This window comes from Rhodobacter flavimaris (assembly GCF_021378075.1).
Taxonomy (GTDB): Bacteria; Pseudomonadota; Alphaproteobacteria; order Rhodobacterales; family Rhodobacteraceae; genus Rhodobacter; species Rhodobacter flavimaris.
This window is the reverse complement of the sequence record NZ_JAJUOS010000003.1, coordinates 152784-172282: the sequence shown is the minus strand read 5'-3', so window position 1 is coordinate 172282 and position 19499 is coordinate 152784. Positions and strand designations below refer to the sequence as shown.

The 19499-nt window shown below is 65.1% G+C and carries 15 protein-coding genes; 10 read left to right on the top strand and 5 right to left on the bottom strand.

The window, feature by feature from the left end; genetic code table 11:
- Positions 1 to 43: 43 nt before the first annotated feature.
- Complete coding sequence (locus LZA78_RS05550) at positions 44 to 1246, top strand: helix-turn-helix domain-containing protein (RefSeq protein ID WP_233675942.1); 1203 nt, start codon at positions 44 to 46, stop codon at positions 1244 to 1246.
- An 80-nt stretch (positions 1247 to 1326) separates the two neighbouring features.
- On the top strand, positions 1327 to 2457 hold the full coding sequence (gene ispG / locus LZA78_RS05545) for a flavodoxin-dependent (E)-4-hydroxy-3-methylbut-2-enyl-diphosphate synthase (RefSeq protein WP_233675941.1): 1131 nt from the start codon (positions 1327 to 1329) through the stop codon (positions 2455 to 2457).
- Positions 2458 to 2514: 57 nt separating this feature from the next.
- On the opposite strand, the gene LZA78_RS05540 is transcribed toward ispG, so the two are convergent.
- On the bottom strand, positions 2515 to 3261 hold the full coding sequence (locus tag LZA78_RS05540; RefSeq protein WP_233675940.1) for a DsbA family protein: 747 nt from the start codon (positions 3259 to 3261) through the stop codon (positions 2515 to 2517).
- Positions 3262 to 3427: 166 nt separating this feature from the next.
- Here LZA78_RS05540 and LZA78_RS05535 point away from each other — a divergent pair, with 166 nt between their 5' ends.
- From LZA78_RS05535 to LZA78_RS05515, 5 genes are all read left to right on the top strand, one after another.
- On the top strand, positions 3428 to 4570 hold the full coding sequence (locus tag LZA78_RS05535) for a pyridoxal phosphate-dependent aminotransferase (protein WP_233675939.1): 1143 nt from the start codon (positions 3428 to 3430) through the stop codon (positions 4568 to 4570).
- 55 nt (positions 4571 to 4625) lie between these two features.
- Positions 4626 to 5840, top strand: coding sequence for an N-acetylmuramoyl-L-alanine amidase (locus tag LZA78_RS05530; RefSeq protein WP_233675938.1), 1215 nt, complete (start codon positions 4626 to 4628; stop codon positions 5838 to 5840).
- Positions 5841 to 5981: 141 nt separating this feature from the next.
- Positions 5982 to 8543 (top strand): penicillin-binding protein 1A, encoded by a 2562-nt coding sequence (locus LZA78_RS05525; protein WP_233675937.1) that lies wholly within the window; start codon positions 5982 to 5984, stop codon positions 8541 to 8543.
- Between the two features lie 94 nt (positions 8544 to 8637).
- Entirely contained in the window at positions 8638 to 9765 is a 1128-nt protein-coding gene (prfB, locus tag LZA78_RS05520) for a peptide chain release factor 2 (protein ID WP_233676113.1), read from the top strand.
- Positions 9766 to 9768: 3 nt separating this feature from the next.
- A complete protein-coding gene (locus tag LZA78_RS05515; protein WP_233675936.1) occupies positions 9769 to 10308 on the top strand; it encodes an ATP-binding protein in 540 nt (179 codons plus the stop codon).
- 9 nt (positions 10309 to 10317) lie between these two features.
- Here LZA78_RS05515 and LZA78_RS05510 read toward each other — a convergent pair whose 3' ends face one another.
- Positions 10318 to 11466 (bottom strand): Hint domain-containing protein, encoded by a 1149-nt coding sequence (locus LZA78_RS05510; protein ID WP_233675935.1) that lies wholly within the window; start codon positions 11464 to 11466, stop codon positions 10318 to 10320.
- A gap of 191 nt (positions 11467 to 11657) precedes the next feature.
- Between LZA78_RS05510 and LZA78_RS05505 the strand changes: the two genes are divergently transcribed.
- Positions 11658 to 12437: a DUF2189 domain-containing protein gene (locus LZA78_RS05505; protein WP_233675934.1), complete on the top strand. Its 780-nt coding sequence runs from the start codon at positions 11658 to 11660 to the stop codon at positions 12435 to 12437.
- Positions 12438 to 12491: 54 nt separating this feature from the next.
- Here the strand turns inward: LZA78_RS05505 and LZA78_RS05500 are convergent, their stop codons facing one another.
- The 3 genes from LZA78_RS05500 to LZA78_RS05490 form a co-directional block, all read right to left on the bottom strand.
- The gene (locus tag LZA78_RS05500; RefSeq protein ID WP_233675933.1) at positions 12492 to 12986 is read right to left on the bottom strand and encodes a bactofilin family protein; all 495 of its coding nucleotides are present in this window, start codon (positions 12984 to 12986) and stop codon (positions 12492 to 12494) included.
- Positions 12976 to 14295 carry a DUF5930 domain-containing protein gene (locus LZA78_RS05495; RefSeq protein ID WP_233675932.1) on the bottom strand — a complete coding sequence of 440 codons (1320 nt, stop codon included), beginning with the start codon at positions 14293 to 14295 and terminating at the stop codon, positions 12976 to 12978. Before LZA78_RS05495 ends, LZA78_RS05500 begins: the two co-directional genes overlap by 11 nt.
- A 195-nt stretch (positions 14296 to 14490) precedes the next feature.
- Positions 14491 to 14967: a peroxiredoxin gene (locus LZA78_RS05490; RefSeq protein WP_233675931.1), complete on the bottom strand. Its 477-nt coding sequence runs from the start codon at positions 14965 to 14967 to the stop codon at positions 14491 to 14493.
- A 233-nt stretch (positions 14968 to 15200) separates the two neighbouring features.
- On the opposite strand from LZA78_RS05490, the gene LZA78_RS05485 reads away from it, so the two are divergent.
- Together LZA78_RS05485 and queA are read left to right on the top strand one after the other, a co-directional pair.
- Positions 15201 to 18410, top strand: coding sequence for an AsmA family protein (locus tag LZA78_RS05485; protein WP_233675930.1), 3210 nt, complete (start codon positions 15201 to 15203; stop codon positions 18408 to 18410).
- Entirely contained in the window at positions 18407 to 19456 is a 1050-nt protein-coding gene (gene queA / locus LZA78_RS05480) for a tRNA preQ1(34) S-adenosylmethionine ribosyltransferase-isomerase QueA (RefSeq protein WP_233675929.1), read from the top strand. Before LZA78_RS05485 ends, queA begins: the two co-directional genes overlap by 4 nt.
- Positions 19457 to 19499 lie beyond the last annotated feature (43 nt).

Below are 19499 nucleotides of genomic sequence, written 5' to 3'. Positions count from 1 at the left end.
CCCGAATCGACAAGCTTTAGTGTTTTGAGGCAGGGGCAGCCACATGATCGGGCGGAGGAGCAAACCTTCGACGCAGGCCGAGGACAAGCCGAAAGGCTTTGACGACTTCGAGCTTCGTCTTGGTGATCTCATGCGCGGGGAACGCGCAACTCTGGCGAAGTCGCTATTGGATGTGCAGCGCGAGTTGCGCATCAAGGCGGCCTATATAGCGGCCATCGAAAGCTGCGATGTCGCCGCCTTCGAGACGCCCTCGTTCATCGCAGGTTACGTCCGTTCTTACGCCCGTTATCTCGGGCTTGATCCGGATTGGGCGTTTGAGAAATTCTGCCGCGAGGCAGGCTACCAGCCGACCCACGGTATGGCTGCGGCGGCCTCCGGGCCCAAGCCGCAGCGTCGCCCGACCGAGGTCGCCGAGGCGCTGGCCAATCCCAATGCAACCTTCGTGCCGCGCACCCAGGCCTTCTGGACGCAGATCGAGCCGCGTGCAATCGGTTCGGTCTTTGTGCTGGCGCTGCTGGCGGGCGGGATCGGTTATGGCGGCTGGTCCGTCTTGCAAGAGGTGCAGCGCGTGCAGCTGGCGCCGGTCGATCAGGCGCCCGGCGTCGTGGCCGAGCTTGATCCGCTGCAAGGCGTGCAGCCCATGCGCACGGCCGATGCTGACGACAGCCTGCCCGAGCTTCCTGTGCCCGAGGCGCTTGACCGCATCTATCGCCCCGCCGCGCTGGATACCCCGGTCCTGATCGCCCGCGATGGCCCGATTGCCGCGATCGACCCGTCGCAGACCGGCGTTCTGGCCGGGCTGCCGGGCGCGCAGCCCGCCATCGAGAACGCTCTGGCCGAGGCCGCAGTCGAGAGCGCCGATCCGCTGGTGCGCACCGTCGCCGCCGAGGCTCCTGCGCTTGAAATTCTTGCCGTGCGCCCTGCGTGGGTGCGCGTGAGCGCCGCGGACGGCAGTGTGCTGTTCGAGAAGGTGATGGACGCGGGCGAACGCTATGCCCCGCCCAAGCTCGAAGAGGCGCCTGTCCTGCGCACGGGTGAGTCTGGTGCGATCTACTTCGCGGTGAACGGCGTGGCCCATGGCCCGGTCGGCAAGCGCGGAGAAGTGACCAAGAACATCGTGCTGGCCCCCGAGGCGGTGAGTGAGAAATACGCCACCGCCAAGATCGACGCGGATGGCGACCTTGCGCGGATGATCGCCGTGGCCGATGCCAGCGGCGTGGCGGCTGTTCAGCCCGCAGGCCAGTGAATTCCCTGAACAGGATTGTGCAGCCGTTGCCCTCGGGCAGCGGCTGACCTATGTCTGGGGCAGCAATCGGAGACCCGGCCATGTCGCTCAATCACATTCGTCCTTGGCGCAATATCTACCGCCGCAAGTCGCGCCAGATCATGGTTGGCAATGTGCCCGTGGGGGGGGATGCGCCGATCACGGTGCAGACGATGACGAACACCGACACCGCGGACGTCAAGGCGACGCTGGACCAGGTGATCCGTTCGGCCGATGTGGGCGCCGACATCGTGCGCGTCTCGACCCCGGATGAGGCCAGCACCCGTGCCCTGCGCGAGATCGTGCGCGAAAGCCCGGTGCCGATCGTGGCCGACATCCATTTCCACTATAAGCGCGCCATCGAGGCGGCCGAGGCGGGCGCCGCCTGTCTGCGCATCAATCCCGGCAACATCGGCGATGCGAGCCGCGTAAAAGAAGTGATCCGGGCTGCCAAGGACCACGGCTGCTCGATCCGCATCGGCGTGAACGCGGGCAGCCTTGAAAAGCACCTGCTCGACAAATACGGCGAGCCGTGCCCCGACGCGATGGTCGAAAGCGGCCTCGATCACATCAAGATCCTGCAAGACAACGACTTTCACGAGTTCAAGATTTCCTGCAAGGCGTCCGACGTCTTCCTTGCTGCCGCAGCCTATCAGGCGCTGGCCGAGGCGACCGATGCGCCGATTCACCTCGGGATTACCGAGGCGGGCGGTCTGATGGCGGGCACGGTGAAATCCGCCATCGGTCTTGGCAACCTGCTGTGGATGGGGATCGGCGACACGATCCGCGTCAGCCTCTCGGCCGATCCGGTCGAAGAGGTCAAGGTCGGCTACGAGATCCTCAAATCGCTTGGGCTGCGCACGCGCGGGGTGCAGATCATCTCGTGCCCGTCCTGCGCGCGTCAAGGTTTTGACGTGATCAAGACGGTCGAGACGCTGGAAAAGCGCCTAGAGCACATCAAGACCCCGATGAGCCTGTCGATCATCGGTTGCGTCGTGAACGGCCCCGGCGAGGCGCTGATGACGGATATCGGCTTTACCGGCGGCGGTGCGGGCTCGGGCATGGTCTATCTGGCGGGCAAGCAGAGCCACAAGCTCTCGAACGCCGAGATGGTCGATCATATCGTGGGGCTGGTCGAGGCCCGTGTGGCCGAGATCGAGGCCGAAGGCGATACGCCCGACGCGGCCGAGTAATCCGCGAAAAGAAAAAGGCCGGCGCGATGCCGGCCTTTCGTGTTCTGGGCAGGGCGATCAGCCGCGCTGGTCGGCCACAATCTGCTGCATCGTCTTGAGGGGCGCATAGCCGCGTAGCATCTCGCCGCCGATGACGAAGGCCGGGGTGCCCGAGATCTTCATGCGTTCGGCCAGCTGGTGGTTGGCACGCAGCACCGCGGTCACTTCTTCCTCGTTCATGCGCTTGAGCACGTCATCCTTGTCCACGCCATGTTCATCCGCCAGCCGCGCGAGGCTTTCGAGCGTGACCGAGCCTCGGAAGGCGATCAGTTCGTCATGGACCTTCTTGTAAGTCTCGTCGCCCGCAAGCTGCTTCACGGCCACCGCGAAGCGCGCCGAGAGGTCGGATTCCTGGCCCAGGATCGGGAATTCCTTGACGATGAAGCGGATCTTGCCGTCCTTGGCCAGAAGTTCCTCGACCTCGGTATAGGCCTTGCGGCAGTAGCTGCAGCGGTAATCCATGAACTCGACGATCGTCAGGTCGCCCTCGGGGTTCCCGCCGATCCAGGAATAGCCGTCGTCGAACAGTTCCTTGGCGTTTGTTTGCACCAGAACCTTGTCGTTTTGCACTTCGACCGCCTGCTGACGCTCTTCGAGAACGCCGATCGCTTCGACCAGGACCTCGGGGTTTTCCATCAGATAGGCCTTAACGGCCTCGCCAAAAGCCGCCTTTTCGGCATCCGACATCTCGGTGATATCGAAGGCCATCGCGGGGGCGGAAAGTGCCGTCGAGAGGGCTAGGGCGGCGAAAAGCTTGCGCGTCATCAGTTCATCCTGTTCTGGGCCTCTGCGGCCGGTTCGGGCCAAACTGGCCAGTCCTGTCTTCAAGCGCAAGAGGGGTGTTCGTGGTGCGACTCTGTGACCGCCGCCATTGACCCTACCGCCAAGGCGGCCTATCGCGCATATTCAAACCGCAGGATGGAGGCAGAAGGTGCGTTTCTCAAGCCGTGGTCAGGTCGATCCCTTTATTGTGATGGATGTGGTGGAGGCCGCGCGCGCCGCAGAGGCCTCCGGGCGCCAAATCATCCATATGGAGGTGGGGCAGCCCTCGACGCCCGCCCCCGCGCAGGCCCGTGCCGCGTTGGTAGAGGCGTTGGAGCGCGACTCGCTTGGTTACACGGTTTCACTGGGTCTGCCCGCGCTGCGCGAGGGGATCGCACTGCTTTACGCGCGCTGGTATGGCGTCGATCTGGACCCGGCGCGGGTGGTGGTAACTGCGGGGTCGTCGGGGGCCTTCGTGTTGGCCTTCTCGGCGCTTTTCGACGCGGGCGACCGCGTGGCTTTGGGGGAGCCCGGCTACCCGAGCTACCGCCAGATCCTGCGCGCCATGTCGGTCACGCCGGTCGGTATTCAAAGCCGTCCCGAGAACCGCTACCAGCCTGTGCCCTCCGAAATCCCGGCCGATGTGCAGGGGCTGATCGTGGCCTCGCCCGGCAACCCCTCGGGAACGATGCTGGGCAAGCCGCAACTGGCCGCCCTGATGGCCGAGGCGCAAGCGCGCGACATCGCCTTCATCTCGGACGAGATCTACCACGGTCTGCATTATGGCGATCGGGCGGTCAGCGCGCTTGAGGTCTCAGACCAGTCCTATGTGATCAACTCCTTCTCGAAGTATTTCTCGATGACCGGCTGGCGCGTGGGCTGGATGGTCGTGCCCGAGGATCACATCCGCACGGTCGAGCGGCTGGCGCAGAACCTGTTCATCTGCCCGCCCCATGCCAGCCAGATCGCCGCGCTCGCCGCGCTGGACTGCATCGACGAGCTGGAGGCGAACCGCGCCGTTTACGCTGAGAACCGTCGCCTGATGCTGGAGGGCCTGCCGAAGGCCGGGTTCACCAAGATCGCGCCGCCCGACGGGGCCTTCTACATCTACGCCGATGTGTCGGATCTGACGCAGGACAGCGTGGCCTTCGCCGCCGAAATCCTTGAAAAGGCGGGCGTGGCCGTGACGCCGGGGCTCGATTTTGACCCGCGTCGCGGCGCGCAGACCCTGCGCTTTTCCTATGCCCGCGCCACCGCCGATATCGCCGAGGGGCTCGATCGTCTGACTCGTTTCATGGCGGCGCGCGGTTGAGCGGTTCCGCAGGCGTTTGGGGCGCGCTATACTGCGCGAAAACGGGCAGGGCGGCATGAAACGCATTCTCTTGGGTATCGCGCTGGCGTGGCTGGCGGGCATCGGGCTGGTTCAGGCGCAGGATTTCTCGGCGCTCGCACGGGTTGAGCCCGCGCGCAGCCATGTGCGCGAGACCGACGGCAAGACCGAGATCGTTCTGGGCATCAGCCAGCCGGTGCCCTTCCGCGCCTATCTACTGGATGGCCCGCCGCGCCTGGTCGTCGATTTCCGCGAGGTGGATTTCACCGGCCAGAACCCGGCGGAACTGAACGAGGGCGGGGTGCTGCAAGGTCTGCGGTGGGGTCGTTTCCGACCCGGCTGGTCGCGCCTTGTGGCAGAGCTTCCGGGACCGATGCGCCTGCTTGAGGCGGTCGAGGAAACCGCGCCTGATGCGGCGCTGGTGCGCGTGCAACTTGAACCCGTCTCGCCCGATGATTTCACCGCGCGCGTGGGCGCGCCGTCCTCGGTTCTGTGGGATCTGCCGCAACCCGCCGTGACTGATGCGCCGCATCGCCGTCAGGACGGGGCGCGGCCCTTGCGCGTCGTGCTCGATCCCGGTCATGGCGGTATCGACCCGGGCGCCGAGGCCGATGCGCAGAACGAGGCGGTCTTGGTGCTGACCTTCGCGCGCGATCTGAAAGAGGCGATGACGCGGGCGGGCATGGAAGTGCTGATGACCCGCGAGGAGGACGTCTTTGTCCCGCTCGAAACCCGGATCACCGTTGCCCGCGCGGCGGGGGCGGATTTGCTGCTGTCGCTCCATGCCGATGCTTTGGAGGAAGGGGAGGCGACCGGCGCCACGGTCTATCTGCTCGATGATGCGGCGCAGGACGCGGCCTCGCAGAAACTGGCTGAGCGTCATGACCGCGCCGACCTGTTGGCCGGCGTCGATCTGTCAGGCCATGACGATGCTGTTGCCGGGGTGCTGATGGACCTGGCGCGGGTCGAGACACATCCGCGCAGCCTGCGCCTTGCGCAGGTGCTGGCGGGCGCGATCAAGGCCGAGGGGCTGAAGATGCACCGCCACCCGGTGCAGGGCGCCGATTTCTCGGTGCTGAAATCGCCCGATATCCCCTCGCTGCTGCTCGAACTGGGGTTCCTGTCCTCCGAGGCCGACCGTGACCGCCTGCTGGATGCCGAGTGGCGCAAGCGCATGGCGCGCGCCGTCGTCAAGGGGGTTGAAAGCTGGGCGCAGGCCGATGCCGCCGAGGCCCGCCTGCTGCGCAAGTGATTAACCGCGCAGCAGAATTTCAGCGTTCAGCGGTGCCGCAAGCGCATCGCCGCCGGTCTGACGCCAAGTTGTTTTGACCCACGCGCGCACGCGCGATATACGGGCGGCCGAACGGGGGCAGTCGGCCCCATGGGGGTGCTTGTGATCCGTTTTGTCCTGTCGTCGATCGGGGGTCTGTTCTCGTGGATCGTGACCGCGGTGTTTTTCGCCGCGCTGACCTTGGGTGCAATCTTCTGGATGTATTCGCGCAACCTGCCCAGCCACGAGCAGCTTGCCCAATACACCCCCAAGACGATCTCGCGCATCTATAACGGCGAGGGGCGTCTGATCGACGAATTCGCCGAAGAGCGCCGGATTTTCGTGCCGATCAACGAGATCCCCGATCTGGTCAAGAACGCCTTCGTCTCGGCCGAGGACAAGAACTTCTGGGTCCACCGCGGCTATGACGCGCGCGGCATGGTTGCCGCCGCGGTGCAGGCCGTGAAATCGGGCGGGCGCGATCTGCGCGGTGCATCGACCATCACGCAGCAGGTGATGAAGAACTTCCTGCTCAGCTCGGACCGCTCGGTCGAGCGCAAGATCAAGGAATTGATCCTAGCCTCGCGCGTCGAGGAGGCGCTGTCGAAGGACCGCATTCTCGAACTCTACATGAACGAGATTTTCCTGGGCCAGAACTCTTATGGTGTTGCCGCTGCGGCCCAGACCTATTTCAACAAGACGCTGTCCGAGCTGACCCCGCATGAGGCGGCGACGCTGGCCGCGATGCCTGCCGCGCCCTCGAACTTCCACCCCGTGCGCAACAAGGAAAAGCTGGAAGGCCGTCGCAACTACGTGCTGCGCGAGATGTGGCAGAACGGCTATATCGATGAGGCGACCTATGAGAGCGAGCGCCAGCAGCCCGTGCGCTCGGTCCAGAACGGCGACTTCCCGCCCTTCCGTCAGGCCCTGCCGCCGCGCGACTATTTCACCGACGAGATTCGTCGCCAGCTGTCGAAGTCCTTCGGGCAGGAGGAATTTTTCGGCGGCGGTCTGACGATCCGCGCCACGGTGAACCCCGATATGCAGAGCGCCGCCGCCAAGGCGCTCCAGCAGGCGCTGGAGAAATATGACCGCAGTCAGGGCGTCTGGCGCGGCACCGGCACGACCATTGCCGCCGACCAACTGGGCGACGAGGCAAGCTGGCGAGCCGCCCTTGCCGCCGTGCCGACCGACAAGGCGCCCCGCGATATCGAGGGCTGGTATCCCGCCGTTGTGCTGAAACTGGGCGAGGATTCGGCCCGCATCGGCATCGAGGGTATCGAAGAGGACGAAGACGGCCACTGGATCCCGGCCGAGGATGTCACCTGGGCCAAGAAGCTGAATTCCGATGGCAAGCTCGGCCCCAAGGCCAAGCGCGCCTCGGACCTTGTCGATGTGGGCGATGTGGTACTGGTGCGCGCCGTCACCAAGGACGAGGATGGCTCCTTCGTGCGCTGGACCCTGCGTCAGGTGCCCGAGGTCGAGGGCGCCTTCATGGCGATGGACATCAACACCGGGCGCGTGATCGCGATGCAGGGGGGCTTCAGCTACCAGGCCTCGGTCTTCAACCGCGCGACGCAGGCGATGCGGCAGCCGGGTTCGAACTTCAAGCCCTTCGTCTATGCGGCGGCGCTGGACAAGGGGTTTACCCCGGCCACCATCGTTGTGGACGCGCCGATTGAGGTGAACACCCCGCAGGGCCTGTGGCGCCCCAAGAACGCCTCGAACAAGTTCTATGGTCCGACGCCGATGCGCACCGGGCTTGAGCAGTCGCGAAACCTGATGACCGTGCGTATCGCGCAGGAAATCGGGATGGAGACGGTCGCGGAATATGCCGAGAAGTTCGGCGTTTACAATCCGATGAGCCCGTTCCTGGCAAACGCGCTCGGCTCGCAGGAAACCACGATGTACCAGATCGTCAGCGCCTATGCGATGTTCGCCAATGGCGGGCAGCGGGTGGAGCCGACGCTTGTGGACCGGGTGCAGGACCGCTGGGGCCGCACGGTCTATCGCCACGATCAGCGCGAGTGCGAGGATTGCGGCAAGGAGATCCTGGCCGAGGGGCTTGGCCCGCGCATCCGCGCCGAGCGCGAGCAGGTCATCAACCCGGTCACCGCCTATCAGATGATCTCGATGATGGAGGGCGTGGTGCAGCGCGGCTCCGGCTCGGGCGTCAACCTGCCGGTGCCGGTGGCGGGCAAGACCGGCACCACGAACGACGCGAAAGACGTGTGGTTCACCGGTTTCACCTCGAACATCGTGGCAAGCTGCTACATGGGTTACGACCAGCCCCGCACGCTGGGGCGCGGCGCTTATGGCGGCACGCTCTGCGTTCCGGTGTTCAACGCTTTCATGACCGAAGCGATCAAGGAATACGGCGGCAGCCGGTTCAAGGTTCCGCCGGGCGGCTACTGGGCCAAGTTCGACCGCTATACGGGCGAGCGCCTTGCCGATGATATCACGGGCGATTTCGTGCAGGCCGAATACCTGCGCGAGGGCCAGGACGGCATGTTCGGCCTTGGCCTGATCGTGGACGGCGGCTTTGCCATGGGCGCGAACCTGCCGCTGTTTGCTGCGGGCGAGACCGATGGCGAGGGCACCGAGGTTATCACCTCGACCGGCGAGCGCGCGGTGATCCCGAAGAAGGCCGATTTCGGCACGCTCAGCTCGGGCGGGCTTTACTGACATCGGGTGATTGCCATGTGGCACGGGCAAGCCTTGCCCGCGCTTGGCCTTGGCTGTATCACCCCGGCAAGACGATAAAGAGGACGAACGCGATATGCGCGCCGAAACGCAGAACACCGTGGAAGCGATCAAGAAGTCGCTGAAACTTCTGGGCCAGCGGATGGATTGGGAAACCGCTCCGCACCGCTTGGAAGAATTCAACGCTATGATCGAGGATGGCGACCTGTGGTCGGACCCGGCGCGCGCGCAAAAGCTGATGCGCGATCGTCAGATGCTGATGGATAAGGTCGAGACCTACCAGCGCATCGACCGCGATCTGACCGACAATGTCGAGCTGATCGAACTGGGTGAGATGGAGGAAGACCCCGAGATCGTCTCGGAGGCCGAAAAATCGCTCAAGGAATTGCGCGAATTCGCCGCCGCGAAAGAGCTGGAGGCCCTGCTGGATGGCGAGGCCGACGGCAACGATACGTTCCTTGAGATCAACGCAGGCGCGGGCGGCACGGAAAGCTGCGACTGGGCCTCGATTCTGGCGCGGATGTATACGCGTTGGGCCGAGAAGAAGGGCTACAAGGTCGAGCTTCAGGCCGAAAGCGCGGGCGAAGAAGCGGGGATCAAGTCGGCCTCCTACAAAATCTCGGGGCCGAATGCCTATGGCTGGCTCAAGTCGGAATCGGGTGTGCATCGCCTGGTGCGGATTTCGCCTTACGACTCGGCGGCGCGGCGGCATACCTCGTTCTGCTCGGTCTGGGTCTATCCGGTAGTGGACGACAATATCGAGATCGACATTCCGGCAAGCGATATCCGCATCGACACCTACCGCTCCTCGGGCGCTGGCGGTCAGCACGTGAACACGACCGACTCGGCGGTGCGGATTACCCACCTGCCGACCAACATTGTCGTCACCTCGTCGATGAAGTCCCAGCACCAGAACCGCGAGATCGCGATGAACGCGCTGCGCTCGCGCCTCTACCAGCTCGAACTCGACAAGCGTAACGCCGCAATCAACGCCGCGCACGAAGCCAAGGGCGAGGCGGGTTGGGGCAACCAGATCCGTTCCTACGTGCTGCAGCCCTACCAGATGGTGAAAGACCTGCGCACGGGCTACGAGACCTCGGACACGCAGGGCGTTCTGGATGGCGACCTCGACGGCTTTATGGCGGCTACGCTGGCCATGGATGTTGCGGGCAAGTCCCGCGCTGACGCGCAGGGCGAGGATTGATCCATGGCGGCGCGGGTCTATATCACCGGCGCCGCAGGATCGGGGACTTCGTCTTTAGGGCACGCGCTGGCGGAAAGCCTGGGCGTGCCGCATCTTGATACCGATGATTTCTACTGGGCGCCCTCTGACCCGCCCTTCACGCTCAAGCGCCCGGTGCCCGAGCGCCTGTCGCTTCTGGCGCAGGCCGCGGGGCCGGATGGGGGTTGGGTCTTGTCCGGCTCGGCCGACAGCTGGGGCGACGGGTTCATTGCCGCGGCCGATCTGATCGTCTTTTTGGTCACGCCAACGCCGGTGCGCCTGATGCGTATTCGCAGGCGTGAGGTGGCAAAGTTTGGCAACCGGGTGCGCGAGGGCGGCGATATGCACCGCAACCATGGCTCGTTCCTGACCTGGGCGGCATCCTATGACGATCCTTATTTCGGCGGGCGCAGCCTACAACGCCACCGCAACTGGCTGGCGGGGCAGGCCGTGCCGGTGCTCGAACTTTCAGGGGCGCGGCCAGTGACGGAACTTGCGCAGGAATGCCTGGCGCGTCTTGGCTGACCGCCCGTGCTACGTTGCTAAGGGTTTTCGATTCAACAAGTGGCGGCGTGCGATGCTGACGGCCTTGCGACCGGGCGCGAGCGTCCGGGCGGGCAGCCCTGTCTCGGTGCCACGCAGTTCGGGAAACAGGGTCAGGATCTCTTGCCGCGCCCTGGGGCTGAGCGTGCGCCACGCCTGCGGACCGGTCAGCAGCGACTCGGCCTCACGCCCGTTGGCAAAGATGAACTCGTGCCGGTCGAAGAGCAGGTGAAAATAGATCACGCCGTCTTCCGGGGCGATCTGTTCGATGCCGGGTAGGGCGGTCAGGTGCTTGGCGCCCAGCAGAACCTCGGGAGAGCCGCAGATCCGCTCGGCGATCCGCGAGCGCACGAGGATGCGATGTTGCGGCGAAACCATCAGATCCGCAGCAGGCTTGCCGCGCCCTATCGCACCCGCCCGGATGCGGATGGGGCGCAGGTTCGGCGCCACCTGAAGCCTGTTTGGCGGAACTTCGCTGCGACCAATCCAGCGGATCGGCTGGAAGTCATGATCGAGCGTGCGCACCAGCATTCCCGGCCGCAGCACTTCAATGGGCAATTCGCCGAAGACCGTGTCGATCCGTGTACCTGCGGCAAAGCAGATCACGTTGGGGCCAGCGGCATAGGCGTCGCCGAAGTCCAGCTGACCGTCGTTGTCGCCGACCGTCAGATCGCCGTTCTCGTCGGTCGCGTAATAGGTCAGCGTTGTCGGCGTCTGCGGCAACCCGCCGTTCAGACCGTAGAGCAGGTAGTGACTGCCCGTCTGGAACACCACGTAATCGTCACCAGCGCCAAGACCGCTGACCAGATCGTTCTTGGGTGTCAGGCTGCTGTAGACCGGAATTGTCGTCCAGCCCGCATCACCATTGTAGGGATCGCTGTCGGTATCTGTGGCCGGGTTATAGCTTTGCAGTTTCCACGTTTGCCCATTGGTGAAATTGGTCGCGGTTGTGTTGGGGTTCTGCCACCAGACAAGACGATAAAGGTCGCTCTCGGAGCCAAGCGCATCCACGCCTTTCAACACGATGCCGAACCCCGTCTGACCGGGATTGACACCTGGAGGATTGGTCGGCTGGCTTGATAGTTGGGCAATCATGTCGCCCGTCAGATAGATGGGCCCGGTATAGCTGCTGTCGGCCATGATGAAGACGCGTGAGATCCCGATGAGGTGACGATCCGTGACGCCCGGATCGCCTCGCGAACATAGACTAAGCCATGCGGTGTAAAACAAACGTTCCCGTGTTCAACGCCCGCGCAGGGGCCGCGACGATCTTTTTGTTTGCGAGAGCGCTACCACTGCCCTTAGCGTAAGCAAAAAGCAGGGAGGACAATATGACGCATATCGAGGATGGCGGACCATCGGCCTTGCCCGAAATTCGGGACATGCCGGTGGCCCTTATCCCGGATGTCCTGCGGGCGGGGCTGCGTGATTTTCTGCGCGCGCCGGCCTTCGGGATTTTCTTTTCCGCCGTGTACGTCTTGGGAGGGATCGTGCTCTGGCTGGTGTTTTCGATGAATGGCCGGGAATGGTGGCTGGTGCCGTTCTTCCTGGGCTTTCCGTTGCTCGCGCCCTTTGCGGCCATCGGCCTTTACGAGGTCAGCCGCCGGATTGAGGCCGGAGAGCCTCTGATCTGGCCAGCCGTGTTGGGCGTCATCTTCGCGCAGAAAGACCGGCAACTGCCCTCGATGGCCGTGGTGATCCTGCTGCTGTTCATGTTCTGGATGTTCATCGCGCATATGACCTTCGCGATGTTCCTGGGGCTTCAGGCGATGACCAATGTGTCAACCGATCCGCTCGGGGTGTTGCTGAGTGGAAACGGTCCCGCGATGCTGTTGTTTGGAACAGTGGTCGGCGGCGCCTTCGCGCTGGTGCTGTTTGCCTTCACCGTCGTCGGCCTGCCGCTGCTGCTGGAGCGCGAGGTCGATTTCATCTCTGCAATCATCGTGTCGGTGCAGGCGGTGGCGGCGAACCCGGCCTCGATGCTGATCTGGGCAGGTGCGATCGCGGGGCTCTTGTTCGTCGGGATGCTGCCGCTGTTCTTGGGGCTGTTCATCGTGCTGCCGGTGCTGGGACACGCCAGTTGGCATATGTACCGCCACTTGACGGTCTGAAATGAAAAAGGGCAGCCGCAGGGGCTGCCCTTTCCAATTCAGTCGCGGGGCCGATCAGGCCTCGGAGGTGCTCGGCGGGGCCAGCTTGGGCGCGCCGGTGCCCTGAAGCGGGTCGTCCTGACGCTGCACCGAGCCCTCGAAATGGGCGCCGGATTCGATGGCGATGGTCTTGTGGATGATGTCGCCTTCGACGCGCGCGGTCGAGGTCAGGCGCACCTTGAGGCCGCGCACGCGGCCCACGACGCGGCCATTGACCACGACGTCATCGGCGACGATCTCGCCCTTGATGGTGGCGCTCTCGCCCACGGTCAGCAGATGTGCGCGGATGTCGCCCTCGACGACGCCTTCAACCTGGATATCGCCGGTGGTCTTGATGTTGCCGACGACGGTCAGGTCGGACGACAGCACCGAGACGGCGGGTTTGTTGCGAGCGGCGGGGGCAAAGTCCCCAAGCGGGCGGGCCGTCGGCGTAGCGTCGGCAGCCTTGGGCTTTTCGGTTTCCGAAGCGGCCTTGGGGCCGGGCTCGTGGATTTTGCTCTTAGAAAACATCTTTGGCAGCCTTGATGAATGTCATCGGGTTGGTGGGTGAACCGTCCACCCGGATTTCATAGTGCAGATGCGGTCCCGTGGACCGACCGGTATTGCCCATATCACCGATAAGCTCCCCGCGCGAGACTTTTTGCCCGGCCTTCACGCGGATTTTGGACAGATGGCCGTAGACGGTCGAGATGCCGAACTCATGCCGGATCTTCACGACGTTGCCGTAGCCGTTCTCCCACCCGGCTTCGGTGACGGTGCCGTCAGCCGGGGCGTAGATGTCGGTGCCCACGCGGCCGGCCAGATCGACGCCGGCGTGCAGGCGGCCCCAACGGTGGCCGTAGGGCGAGGTGAAACGGAACGAGCCCTGCTTGACCGGTAGCGCGAAGGGCAGGCGATCCACCGCGATGCGGTACATGTTCATCTCGTCGAGACGGGCAAGGATGCCGTTCGCGCGCTCGGTGTCGGCACTCAGATCGACGGCGCCTTTCGACGAATAGGCGATCGGCAGCAGCGGGCCGCCGGTGCCGGAATAGCCGCGCCGAACCTGCGACAGGATCGAGTCGGGGTTCATGCCTGCCGCCTTGAACATCTTGTTCAGCGGCTCCATCGAAATCTGCACGGCGCCCTCGAGGGTGGTGAAGATCTCGTCGTTGCGCTCTTCCATAAGGCGCTTCTCAAGGGCGATGTCTTCGGCTTCAAGACGCGCGGCCTCGGCGTCGCGGGTGGCGGCATCGCGTTGCTTGGCGGTGCGCCCAAGCACTGCGGTCAGCATGTCCATGGTCTGGTCCATGTCCTGCACGCGCGCCTCGGGCGTCTGGCCTTTCTGCGTGTCCGTGCTGCGGGCATCGGCAAGTTCGAGACGCGCGGTGTCGCGCTCGTTCATGGTGCGGCGCAGGGTGGACTGGATGACGTTGATCCCGGTCTCCAACTCGCGCCGCCGCTCTTCCGATGACAACAGCGCGGTCTGCATCTGCGAGACCTGCTCAAGCGCGGTCTGAAAGCGTTGCTGCGCGGCGGAGGCCTCGCGGGCGCGGGCGTCGCGTTCACGCGCAAGGCTGTCGAGGCGCATCTCGAACGCCGCCTGCGAGATCGCCGCCTGCTCGCGCGCCGATCCCGACGAGATGCGGTCGATGAACAAAAGCGAGGTGGCCAGCACCGACCACACGAACAGCAAGCCGATGGCGCCCAAGGCGGCGGTCTGGGTCAGCGGCCGCAACCGGACGAACCGGGTGGAGCTGTCGGACTTCATGAACAGGCGTTGCTCGGGCAGCCAGCGTTCTAGGCTCGAGTTCGCGCGGTCGAGGAGGCGTCTGGGCAAACCTGTGATCCTGTCTCGTTCGTGGGCAGCGGGCGCAAGGCACCCATATCGGCAGGCCGGACAACCGGGCCGCCGGAACTTGACAGGGCTTAACAAGTGGCAAACCCTTGGTGCAACCGGTTTTGCCTAGGCTGCGACCAAGGGTGGCGAATTATTGGGCGCCATGGGCAGATTCCTGCCGATGACGCCCGGCTTTCAGCTCAGCGCGCGCACCGCCTCAAGCACCTCTTCGGCGTGGCCCTTGACCTTCACCTTGGGCCAGACCCGCGCGATCTTGCCTGCGCCGTCGATCAGGAAGGTTGCGCGCTCGATCCCCATGTAGGTGCGGCCATACATGCTTTTCTCGACCCAGGTGCCGTAGCTCTCGCAGGTGTCCGAGGCCTCGTCCGACACAAGGATGACGCCCAGGCCATGTTTGGCGCAGAACTTCTCGTGCTTGGCTTGCGTGTCCTTGGAGATGCCAATCACCACCGCGCCTGCCGCTTCGAACTCTCCTGCGAGGCGGGTGAAATCGAGCGCCTCGGTCGTGCAGCCCGGCGTGTCGTCCTTGGGGTAGAAGTAAAGCACCACGGGTTGCGGACGCAGCGCCGAAAGCGTCAGGGCGCTTTCACCCGACCCATTGTCGGTGCGCGGCAGGGTAAAGTCAGGCGCGGTTTCGCCGATGGCTCGCATTTGCCTCTCCTTCTGTTGCGGGCGTGGTGCTAAGGTCTAGGTCGGCGACACGAATTGTAAACCGTAAAGCCGGACGAAAAGGGGTAGGTGAAGCCCCGTGAGGTAGGATGAGAGACGAGCACGCAGGACAGGATCGGGCAGATGCCCCGGTTCCGCCGAATGCGCCGACGGCAGGCCTTGCGGGCCCTGTCGGGAGGCCGCCTGCGCGTTTTGGCATCTGGTTGCTGCTAAGTTTGCCGCTGATTGCACTGGCCGCGATATTTGCCTTCATGGCGGTGACCCATGTGCCCGTCACTCTGCCCGCTTGGGCGGTCGAGCGTGTCGAGACGCGCGCCAACAGCGCCCTTGAAGGGCGGATGCGGGTCTCGCTGGCGGGCGGCGCCGATCTGATCGTCGATGAAGGCGTCGTGCCGCGCCTGCGCTTCCACATGGTCGAGATCACGCGGCCCTCGGGGATGCCGCTGGCGGTGTTCTCAGAGACGCGGGCGACGCTGTGGTCGCAACCGCTGCTGCGCGGCAAGGTCGAGCTGCGTGGCTTCCGGGTTCGCGGCGCCACGCTTGCGCTGCGGCGCATGGCGGATGGGCGGATCGACCTTGATCTGGGCGGCGCGGGGGCGCTGAGCGGCTTGCAGATCGACACGCTCTCCGAGGCCACCGATCTGTTCGAGGCCGCATTCGAGACATCGGCGCTGAGCAAGGTCGAGCAGATCCTGGCCGAGGATGTCCGCATTCGCCTGAACGACGAGCGCCTCGGGCGGGTCTGGCAGGTGTCGGAGGGGCGCTTCCGGCTAACCCAGAACCGCGAGCAGATCGCCGTGACGCTCAGCCTTGATGCCGGCCAGCGCGATGAGTTGCCCGCGCAGCTTGCGCTGAGCGCGACGACGCAGAAGAAAAGCAAGGAGGCCAGCTTTGGCGCCGTGGTGACCTCGGTTCCGGCGCGCGATCTGGCGGTGCAATCGCCTGCGCTGGCGGTGCTCGGGCTGCTGGATGCGCCGATCTCGGGGTCGCTGCGCTCGGGGCTGGATGCGCAGGGTCAGCTAAAGCTGATGGAGGGCTCGCTTGAGGTTGGCGCCGGGGCGATCAGCCCGGCCGAAGGGGCCATCCCGTTGCCCTTCGCGGGCGGCAAGCTTTACCTGAGCTACGATAGCGAGACGCAGCAGGTGCGCGTCTCGGATATGAGTTTCCAAAGTCGCGCGCTGCGTCTGAAGGGCAGCGGACAGGCGCTTTTGCGCGACTTCCGCAACGGGTTGCCCTCGGCGCTGCTGGCGCAAGTGGCAATCTCGGATCTGCGGCTTGACCCCGAGGGGATCTTCGACAAGCCCGCGCGGTTTTCTCAGGGCGCGGCGGATCTGCGCATCAGCCTTTCGCCCTTCAAGGTCGAACTGGGGCAATTGCAACTGATCGAGGGGGAGCGGCGGATCAGCGCGCGCGGAGAGGCCTCGGCTGATGCGGAGGGCTGGCGTCTGGCGCTGGATGCCGGGGTCGATCGCATCGCGCAGGAAGACCTGCTGGCGCTCTGGCCGCGGGCGCTGGTGCCGCCGACGCGCAAATGGCTGGCGGATAACGTGGCTACGGGAGAGCTGCAAAACGTCCGTGCGGCGGTGCGGCTGGCGCCCGAGGCCGCACCGCGTCTGGCGCTGAGTTATGAATTTCGCGGCGCGCAGGTGCGCATCCTGCGCTCGCTGCCGCCGGTACAGGAAGGGCGCGGCTTTGCCACGATCCATGAATTCAGCCATGCGCTTATGGTCGAGGAGGGGCATGTGATCGCCCCAGCAGGTGGCCAGATCGAGGTCGCGGATTCGGTCATGGTCGTGCCCGATGTGCGCATCAAGCCCGCGCCTGCCGAGGTGAGGCTGATCACCCGCTCGCCCATTCCCGCCGCGCTGTCGCTACTTGACCAGCCGCCCTTCGAGTTTCTGAAAAAGGCCGGGCGCACGCCGGATATCGCCGAGGGTTGGGCCGAGGCGCAGACCGATCTGCGCTTCGTGATGAAGCGCAAGGTCGCGCCGAACGAGGTGGATTTCGACGTCTCGGCGCGGCTCACCGCCGTGCGTTCCGACAAGGTCGTGCCGGGGCAAGTCCTGTCCTCGCCGCTCTTGCGGCTAAGCGCGGATCGGTCTGGCATCGCGATTTCCGGGCGGGGCAATTTGTCTGGCGCGCGGTTCGAGGCACGCTGGTCGCAGCAATTCGGGCCCGAGCACAAGGGCATCTCGGCGGTTCGAGGCTATGTCGAGATTACGCCAGCGGGGCTCGAGACCTTCCGCGTCGGGCTTCCCTCGGGAACCGTTGCGGGGGAGGGGTGGGGATCGCTTGCGCTCGACCTGACGGCGGGTGCGCCCGCACGCTACCGCATTGAGAGCGACCTCAAGGGCCTTGATCTGCGCATCCCTCAGATCGGCTGGTCCAAGCCAGCGGCGACCAAGGGCAATCTCAAGGTTGCGGGGCTTCTGGGCAAGCCGCCGGTCGTCGAGGCGCTGGCGCTGAGTGCGCCGGGGCTAAGCGCGGAGGGCAAGGTCTCGGTCAAGGCCGAAGGCGGACTGGACCGGGCCGAGTTCGACAAGCTGGTGATCGCGGACTGGTTCGATGGGGGCGCGGCGCTGATCGGGCGCGATGCGGGGCAGGCGCCGGATGTGCAGATCCTGTCGGGCGCGCTTGATATGCGCCGCATGGCACTGGGTGGCGGTTCGGGCGGAGCGGGGGGAACAAAGATCACCGCCGCGCTCGACCGGCTGACGATCTCGGAGGGGATCGCACTGACCGGGCTTCGCGGCACGTTCTCGACGCAGGGCGGGCTTAAGGGCACGTTCACCGGGAACGTCAATGGCGGGGCGCCGGTCGTAGGGGTCGTAGGCCCCGCGGATAACGGGCGCACCGCAGCGCGGATTACCGCCGCGGATGCGGGCGCGGCCATCGCCTCGGCCGGGATCTTCAGCAAGGCGCGGGGCGGGGCGCTTGACATGACGCTTTCGCCCGTCGGCGCGCATAGCTACGAGGGGCGCGCGCATGTTGCCAACCTGCGGGTGCAGGATGCGCCGGTGCTGGCCTCGATGCTGTCCGCTGCCTCGATCATCGGACTTCTCGAGCAATTGAACGGCGATGGCATCCTCTTTACCGAGGTCGATGCCGCCTTCCGCTTGACGCCCGAGGGGTTGAGCCTCACAAGGGGCGAGGCCGTCGGCGCCTCGATGGGCGTCACCATGACCGGCAATTATTACCCCGGCAGCGGACAGATCGACATGCAAGGCGTCATTTCGCCCTTCTATATGGTCAATGCGATCGGCGGGATCTTCTCGGGGCGGCGCGAGGGGCTGTTTGGCTTCACCTACAGCCTCAGCGGGCAGGTGGCCTCGCCGCGCGTGACGATCAACCCGCTGTCGATCTTTACCCCCGGCATGTTCCGCGAGATCTTCCGCCGCGAACCGCCGCAACTGGAAGCACGATGAAACTCGACGATTTCGACTTCGATCTGCCCGATGGGCTGATCGCAACGCGCCCAGCCCGACCGCGCACGGCGGCCAAGTTGCTGGTGGCCGAAGGCGATACGATCCGCGATCTGCATGTGGCGGACCTGGTGGATCAGTTCCAGGCGGGCGACCGGCTTGTGCTGAACAACACCAAGGTGATCCCGGCGCGGCTGAACGGCACACGCGCGCGCTTGACCCCGCAGGGCGAGGCGGTGGCCAAGATCGAGGTGACCCTGCTTGAGCCCGCGCCGGGGGGCGAATGGATCGCGCTGGCCAAGCCGCTGCGCAAGCTCAAGGAAGGCGAGCAGGTGGGGTTTTCCGAGGCCCTCTCGGCCACGGTCACGGCGATCGAGGCGGGGCAGATGCGGATTGCCTTCAACCTGACTGGAGCCGATTTCGACGCCGCGCTGGCCGAGGCCGGGGCGATGCCGCTGCCGCCCTATATCGCCGCGCTGCGTGCGCCCGATGAGGAAGACAAGACCGATTACCAGACCGTCTTTGCGCGCCACTCGGGGGCGGTTGCCGCGCCCACGGCTTCGCTCCACTTCACGCGCGAGTTGCTTGAGGCGCTGGCGGCGAAGGGGGTCGATTTTACCGAGGTGACGCTGCATGTCGGCGCGGGCACCTTCCTGCCGGTGAAGGTCGAGGACGTGACCACCCACCGGATGCACGCCGAATGGGGCGAGGTGACGGCGCAGGCCGCCGCCGAGATCAACGCGACCAAGGCCGCCGGAGGGCGCGTCATTCCCGTGGGCACCACCGCCCTGCGGCTGATCGAGAGCGCCGCCGTTGCCGACGGGCGGGTCGAGCCCTTCTGCCGCACCACCGATATCTTCATCTACCCCGGCTATCGATTCCGCATCACCGACGCGCTGATGACCAACTTCCACCTGCCGAAATCGACGCTGCTCATGCTGGTCTCGGCGCTGATGGGACAAGACCGCGTGCGCCGGATCTATGAACATGCGGTCAAAAACGGTTATCGTTTCTTTTCCTACGGGGATGCGTCGCTTTTGATACCCTGACGTCGCATTTTTCGCTGACGTTCCCTATGCGCCGACCTATCTG